Raw genomic sequence first — 6,095 nt, forward strand, 5'->3', positions numbered from 1 at the left:
ACCTCGATGACGGTGCCGGTGACGACGCCGTCCTCCTCCTTGATCTTCTCGATCGTGCCCCAGGCGCGCTCGTACTGGGCGCGCTTCTTGGACAGGATCAGGCGACCCTCCTTGTCCTCCTTCTGGAGGACGAGAGCCTCGACGGCGTCGCCCACGGCGACGACCTCGCCCGGGTCCACGTCGTGCTTGATGGAGAGCTCCCGGGACGGGATCACGCCCTCCGTCTTGTAACCGATGTCAAGAAGGACCTCGTCGCGGTCGACCTTGACGATCGTGCCTTCCACGATGTCACCATCGTTGAAGTACTTGATGGTGGCGTCGACGGCGGCAAGGAAGTCCTCTTCGGTGCCGATGTCGTTGACGGCAACCTGCGGGGCGGACTTCGTGGTGGAGATGGTCATTGAGTAGATGCTCCGATGCGGACAGGACGTAGTGCGGACAGGGTCTGTGGCGCGAGCACCCGGGCATCGACGCGGGGACCGGTCCGCACGACGGCGGCCGAACCCCGAGACGTCCTCAGGCGCACTGCACCGCCGACAATCTTATCGACGGTGCGGCGAGGGGTCAACGCGGGCCCCGTGCCACGATGGCCGGGTGAGCCACCATCCTCCCGCGCCCCGTCCCGTCGCGCACGCGGGGTACGACGACGTCCCCGACGAGGCGGGGAACGCTGCCGCGCGGGGGTGGTGGGACGAGAACGCCGACGAGTACCTCGCCGAGCACGGCACGTTCCTCGGCGACGCGGGCTTCCGCTGGGGCCCGGAGGGGCTCACCGAGGCGGAGGCCGGCCTGCTCGGCGACGTCGACGGCGCCCGGGTCCTCGAGATCGGCGCCGGGGCGGCACACTGCTCGCGCTGGCTGGTCGGCCGAGGGGCCCGGGTCCTGGCCACCGACGTCTCCGCGCGCATGCTGGCCGGCGCGGCACGGCTCAACGCCGCCACCGCCACGCCGGTGCCGCTGGTGCAGGCCGACGCCAGGTCGCTCCCCGTCGCCTCCGGCTCCGTGGACGTCGCGTTCACCTCGTACGGGGCCATCCCGTTCGTCGCGGACGCGGAGCGCGTGCACGCCGAGGCGGCCCGAGTGCTGCGGCCGGGCGGCCGGTGGGTGTTCTCCGTGACGCACCCCGTGCGCTGGGCGTTCCCCGACGACCCCACCACCCTGGGCCTCACCGTGCACCGCTCCTACTTCGACCGCCGTCCCTACGTCGAGACCGACGACCAGGGCGACGTGCGCTACGCCGAGTACCACCGCACGGTCGGCGACCACGTGCGCGACGTCGCCGCCGCCGGCCTGCGCCTGCGCGACGTCGTCGAGCCCGAGTGGCCGGGCTGGAACTCCGCGACGTGGGGCGGCTGGAGCCCGGAGCGCGGCGCCGTGCTGCCCGGCACCGCGGTCTTCGTCACGACCAAGGACTGACCCGAGGGCCCGACCGGCTCAGGCGGGCCCGAGGGCCCGGTGCGGCACCCAGCCGGCGCGGCCGTCCCGCGCGACGCACCAGCTCCACCCGGACCCCGGGTCGTCGGCGGTGACCTCGACGGCCTCGCCCGCGGCGACCGCGAGCTCCTGGGTGTCGTACGCCTCGCGGACCACCGCCACCGGACGGGCGTCGTCCAGGTGCCGCGCGGGCACCCACCCGCTGCCGCCGTCGCCCGACGTGACGAACACGAACGCGGGCCAGGTGTCGTCGCGGTCGCCCACCCGCACGGCGTCCCCCGGCGCGACGCGGAGCGGCGCACGGGACGGGATCTCGTGATCGGCGACCACGCGGGCGGGACCGAGATCCATCGCCGTCCTCCCCGTCAGTGCCCGGCGTCGTGCCAGGTCGCCCCCGCGCCGACGGAGACGTCCAGCGGCACGTCCAGCTCCACCGCGGAGCCCATCTGCGAGCGCAGCACGTCCTCCGCCGCCTCGCGCTCCCCCGGCGCCACCTCGACCACCAGCTCGTCGTGCACCTGGAGCAGCAGCCGCGACGCGAGGCCCCGCTCGTCCAGCTCGCGCTGCACGCCGAGCATCGCGACCTTGATGATGTCGGCGGCGCTGCCCTGGATCGGGGCGTTGAGCGCCATGCGCTCGGCCATCTGCCGCCGCTGCCGGTTGTCGCTCGTGAGGTCGGGGAGGTAGCGGCGACGCCCCAGGATCGTCGCGGTGTAGCCGGTGGCGCGGGCCTCCTCGACCACCCCCGTGAGGTAGTCGCGCACCCCGCCGAAGCGGGTGAAGTAGTCGTCCATCAGCGACTGCGCCTCGCCGGTCGGGATCGTGAGCTGCTGCGACAGCCCGAAGGCGCTCAGCCCGTACGCGAGCCCGTAGCTCATCGCCTTGATCTTCGAGCGCATCTCCGGCGTGACGTCCTTGGGCGCCACCTCGAACACCCGGGAACCGACATAGCGGTGCAGGTCCTCGCCGGAGCGGAAGGCCTCGATCAACCCCTCGTCCCCCGACAGGTGCGCCATGATGCGCATCTCGATCTGGCTGTAGTCCGCGGTGAGCAGCGTCTCGTAGCCCTCGCCGACGCGGAAGGCCCGGCGGATGCGCCGTCCCTCCTCCGTCCGGATCGGGATGTTCTGCAGGTTCGGGTCGGTGGAGCTCAGCCGGCCCGTGGCGGCGATCGTCTGCTGGAAGGTGGTGTGGATCCGCCCGTCGGGCGCCACGGACTTCAGCAGCCCCTCGACCGTCGAGCGCAGCCTCGTCGCGTCGCGGTGCGCCAGCAGGTGCTCCAGGAACGGGTGCTCCGTCTTGACGTACAGGTCCTGCAGGGACGCGGCGTCCGTGGTGTAGCCCGTCTTGATCTTCTTGGTCTTGGGCATCCCGAGCTGGTCGAACAGCACCTCCTGCAGCTGCTTCGGGCTGCCGAGGTTCACCTGCCGGCCGATCACGTCGTAGGCGTCCGCGGCCGCGTCGGCCACCATCGACGCGAACTGCTTCTCGAGCTCCGTGAGGTACTCGACGTCCGCCGCGATGCCCGTGGACTCCATCCGGCCGAGCACGACCGTGAGCGGCAGCTCCAGGTCCGTGAGCAGCCCCGCGGCGCCGCGGTCCTCGAGCTGCCCGGACAGCGCCTGGGCCAGGTCGACCACGGCGGCCGCGCGCACGGCCGCCTGCCGCGCCCGGGGGTCCTCGTCGCCGCCGTCGAGCGCGAGGTCGAGGGCGCCCTGCCCGGCGGCGTCGGGCGCCTCCCCCGCGGACAGCTCCCGCCCGAGCAGGCGCACCGTGAGGTCGGCGAGGTCGTAGCCGCGCTGGTCGGGGTAGCAGAGGTAGGCCGCGAGCTCGGTGTCGAAGGAGACGCCCTGCAGGTCGAGACCGCGCCCGGCCAGCTCGTGCCAGGCGGCCTTGGCACCGTGCACGACCTTCGGCGCCGCCGGGTCGGCGAGCCACGTCGCGAGGGCGCGCTCGTCCTCCGGCGTCACGTCGGCCAGGTCGACGACAGCCGCGGCGGTCTCCCCGTCGTGGTCGTCGGCGAGCGCGACGTCCCAGGCGTCCCCCGCCCCGGGCGTCGGGGTCCCCGTGACCTCGAGCCCGAGAGGACGGCCGGAGCGTGCGGCCAGCCACGCACCGAGCCCGCCCGGCCCGAGCGCCGCGAGCGCGACCTGGACGCCCGCGACCTCGGCCGCCTGGGCGGGCTCCGCGGACGGGTCCGCGGCGAGCAGCCGGTCGCGCAGCGCGCCGAACTGCAGCGTGTCGGAGACCCGGTGCACGGCCTCGCGGTCGAACCCGGCCAGGCCCAGGTCGGCCACCGCGAGCGGCAGCTCCACGTCGTCCAGGAGCCGGTTGAGCTCGCGGTTGAGCCGCACCTGCTCGACGGCCTCCCGCAGGTTCCCCGCCGCCTTGCCCTTGAGCTCGTCGACGTGCTCGAGCAGCGGCTCGAGGCCGCCGTAGGTCGTGACCCACTTGGCCGCCGTCTTGGGGCCGACGCCGGGCACACCCGGCAGGTTGTCGCTCGACTCGCCCACGAGGGCCGCGAGGTCGGGGTACTGCTCCGGCGGCACGCCGTACTTCTCGGCGACGGCCTCGGGGGTCATCCGCGCGAGCTCCGACACGCCGCGCTTCGGGTAGAGCACCGTCACGTCCTCGGTGACGAGCTGCAGCGAGTCCCGGTCGCCCGAGCAGACCAGCACGTCGAACCCGGCCTCGCGGCCCTCGCGGGCGAGCGTGGCGAGGATGTCGTCGGCCTCGATGCCCTCCCGCTGCAGCGCGGGGACGCGCAGCGCCTCGAGGACCTCCTTGATGAGCGGCACCTGCCCGCGGAACACCTCGGGGGTCGCGTCGCGGTTGCCCTTGTACTCGGGGAACCGCTCGGTGCGGAACGTCACGCGGCCGGCGTCGAACGCGACGGCGGCGTGCGTCGGCTGCTCGTCGCGCAGCAGGTTCGTCAGCATCGAGGTGAAGCCGTAGACGGCGTTCGTCACCTGGCCGCTGGACGTCACCAGCGTGTCCGGCAGCGCGAAGAACGCTCGGTACGCCATGGAGTGGCCGTCGATCAGCAGGAGGCGTGGGCGGGTCCCGGTTCGCGCGGAGGTCGTCACGGGTGCCAACCTATCGCCCATGTCTGACACCACCGCCGACGCGCCCCGCTTCCCCCGCACCCTCGAGGAGTGGGCCGCCGCCGCGCGGGGCACGCTCATCGAACGTCTCGGGATCCGGCTCACGGAGGTGGCCGCCGAGCGCACCGCCGGCACCATGCCGGTGGCCGGGAACACCCAGCCGGCAGGGTTGCTGCACGGCGGCGCGACGGCGTCGCTCGCGGAGACGCTCGCCTCCGTCGCCGCGCAGCAGCACGCGGGACCGGCGCGCGCCGCGGTCGGCCTGGAGCTCAACGCGACCCACCACCGCGGTGCGCGGTCCGGGAGCGTCCACGGCGTGGCCACGGCCCTGCACCTGGGGCGGTCGACCGCCGCGTACGAGATCGTCGTCACCGACGACGACGGTCGGCGCGTCTGCACCGCGCGGCTCACCTGCATGATCCTCGACGCCCGCTGAGAGCGGACGGGCGCCGCGCGGGCCGTGGAAGCCCGACGGGCCGGTCAGGAGGGGACGGACTCGCTCGCCGCGTCGTGCCGCGTCGCGACATCCAGGGAGGTCACGCCGTCCGGGCCCTCCACGCCCTCGCCGCGGTCGGCGGCGCGCTCGGCGGCCGCGCGCAGCGCGGCGTCCCGCTCGGCCTGGAAGGCGCGCAGGTCGACCGGGCCGGTGGGCAGACCCGCGGCCCGCGCCCGGCGCCGACGGGCGACGAGATCCTCGATCGCCGCGCGGGTCGCCTCGCGGCGCCCCGCCCGGGCCGCCGTGCGCGTCCCGCGGGGGTTCTCCTGGACCAGCCGGCGCTGCAGCGTCGCCGTGGCGACCACGCGGTGCCCCGACGTGGGGGCGAAGCCCAGCCGGGCGAGGAAGCGGTGCATGCCGCGGGCGCCCGGGGCCGGCGCGCAGTAAACGTTCTCGGCGCCCCGCTCCCCCGCGACGGCGGCCGCGGCCGCGAGGAGCGCGTGCCCGACGCCGCGGCGGCGGGCGGACGGGCTGACGAAGACGGCGTCGACGTACAGGCTCGTGGTCGTCGCGAACAGCAGCGGGTCGATGACGCGCAGCACGGCGAACCCGCAGATCTCGCCCTCGTGGCTCGCGACGAGCACCTGCCCGCCCGCACCCAGCAGCACGCTCAGGTGCTCCAGGAGGCGAGAGGCGTCCGAGGGGGTTCCCTGCGCGGCCGACGGCGACTCCTCGACGGCACGCTCCGCGAGGCGCGCGACGTCGACCATGTCGTCCTGCTCGACCGGCCGGACCTCGACCGCTGCACGCATCGGCACCTCCTCGACGAATGACCGTCCCCGTCCCGGGCGGGGTGGGAGCCTTCCCACCCCGATCCCGAGGGCCGCCCCGGCAGCCCCGGGGTCACGGTCGTTGAAGCATGAATATCACAGATTGGTCACGACACCCAGGCGACGATAGCGACCCCGTCGCCCTCGCACAATGGGCAGTGGCCCGGTCGCAGGACTCCTCCTGCCACCCGGCCCCCCCGGGGGGGGTCAGGCACCCCCCCCCAGCACGCTGAAGGCCGCCCCGCCCACCCCCCACCGGGGGCGGCCGGGCCAACACCGAGTAAGGAGCCC

The 6,095-nt window shown here is 74.4% G+C and carries 6 protein-coding genes; 2 read left to right on the top strand and 4 right to left on the bottom strand.

The genetic code is table 11. From position 1 onward, the window contains the following. Positions 1 to 401 (bottom strand): S1 RNA-binding domain-containing protein (locus ACFWEK_RS17630; protein ID WP_430554869.1); only part of this gene is annotated, 401 nt, incomplete at its 3' end. Positions 402 to 594: 193 nt separating this feature from the next. Here ACFWEK_RS17630 and ACFWEK_RS17635 point away from each other — a divergent pair. Next, positions 595 to 1,416, top strand: coding sequence for a class I SAM-dependent methyltransferase (locus ACFWEK_RS17635; RefSeq protein ID WP_430546160.1), 822 nt, complete (start codon positions 595 to 597; stop codon positions 1,414 to 1,416). Positions 1,417 to 1,434: 18 nt separating this feature from the next. Here the strand turns inward: ACFWEK_RS17635 and ACFWEK_RS17640 are convergent, their stop codons facing one another. Then, positions 1,435 to 1,785: an SH3 domain-containing protein gene (locus ACFWEK_RS17640; protein ID WP_430546161.1), complete on the bottom strand. Its 351-nt coding sequence runs from the start codon at positions 1,783 to 1,785 to the stop codon at positions 1,435 to 1,437. A gap of 14 nt (positions 1,786 to 1,799) precedes the next feature. Then, positions 1,800 to 4,541, bottom strand: coding sequence for a DNA polymerase I (gene polA, locus ACFWEK_RS17645; RefSeq protein WP_430554870.1), 2,742 nt, complete (start codon positions 4,539 to 4,541; stop codon positions 1,800 to 1,802). Here polA and ACFWEK_RS17650 point away from each other — a divergent pair. Continuing rightward, a complete protein-coding gene (locus ACFWEK_RS17650; protein WP_430546163.1) occupies positions 4,540 to 4,974 on the top strand; it encodes a hotdog fold thioesterase in 435 nt (144 codons plus the stop codon). The two genes, polA and ACFWEK_RS17650, sit on opposite strands and share 2 nt — an antisense overlap. A gap of 44 nt (positions 4,975 to 5,018) precedes the next feature. Here ACFWEK_RS17650 and ACFWEK_RS17655 read toward each other — a convergent pair whose 3' ends face one another. Then, positions 5,019 to 5,786: a GNAT family N-acetyltransferase gene (locus ACFWEK_RS17655; RefSeq protein WP_430546164.1), complete on the bottom strand. Its 768-nt coding sequence runs from the start codon at positions 5,784 to 5,786 to the stop codon at positions 5,019 to 5,021. Between the last annotated feature and the right edge of the window lie 309 nt (positions 5,787 to 6,095).

It is taken from the genome of Isoptericola sp. NPDC060257, assembly GCF_042726645.1.
Taxonomy (GTDB): Bacteria; Actinomycetota; Actinomycetes; order Actinomycetales; family Cellulomonadaceae; genus Isoptericola; species Isoptericola nanjingensis.

Bases quoted from the DNA above. Each gene is read 5' to 3' on its own strand.
- ACFWEK_RS17655 (WP_430546164.1), bottom strand. From the start codon at position 5,786: ATGCGTGCAGCGGTCGAGGTCCGGCCGGTCGAGCAGGACGACATGGTC.
- polA (WP_430554870.1), bottom strand. From the start codon at position 4,541: ATGGGCGATAGGTTGGCACCCGTGACGACCTCCGCGCGAACCGGGACC.
- ACFWEK_RS17640 (WP_430546161.1), bottom strand. From the start codon at position 1,785: ATGGATCTCGGTCCCGCCCGCGTGGTCGCCGATCACGAGATCCCGTCC.
- ACFWEK_RS17650 (WP_430546163.1), top strand. From the start codon at position 4,540: ATGTCTGACACCACCGCCGACGCGCCCCGCTTCCCCCGCACCCTCGAG.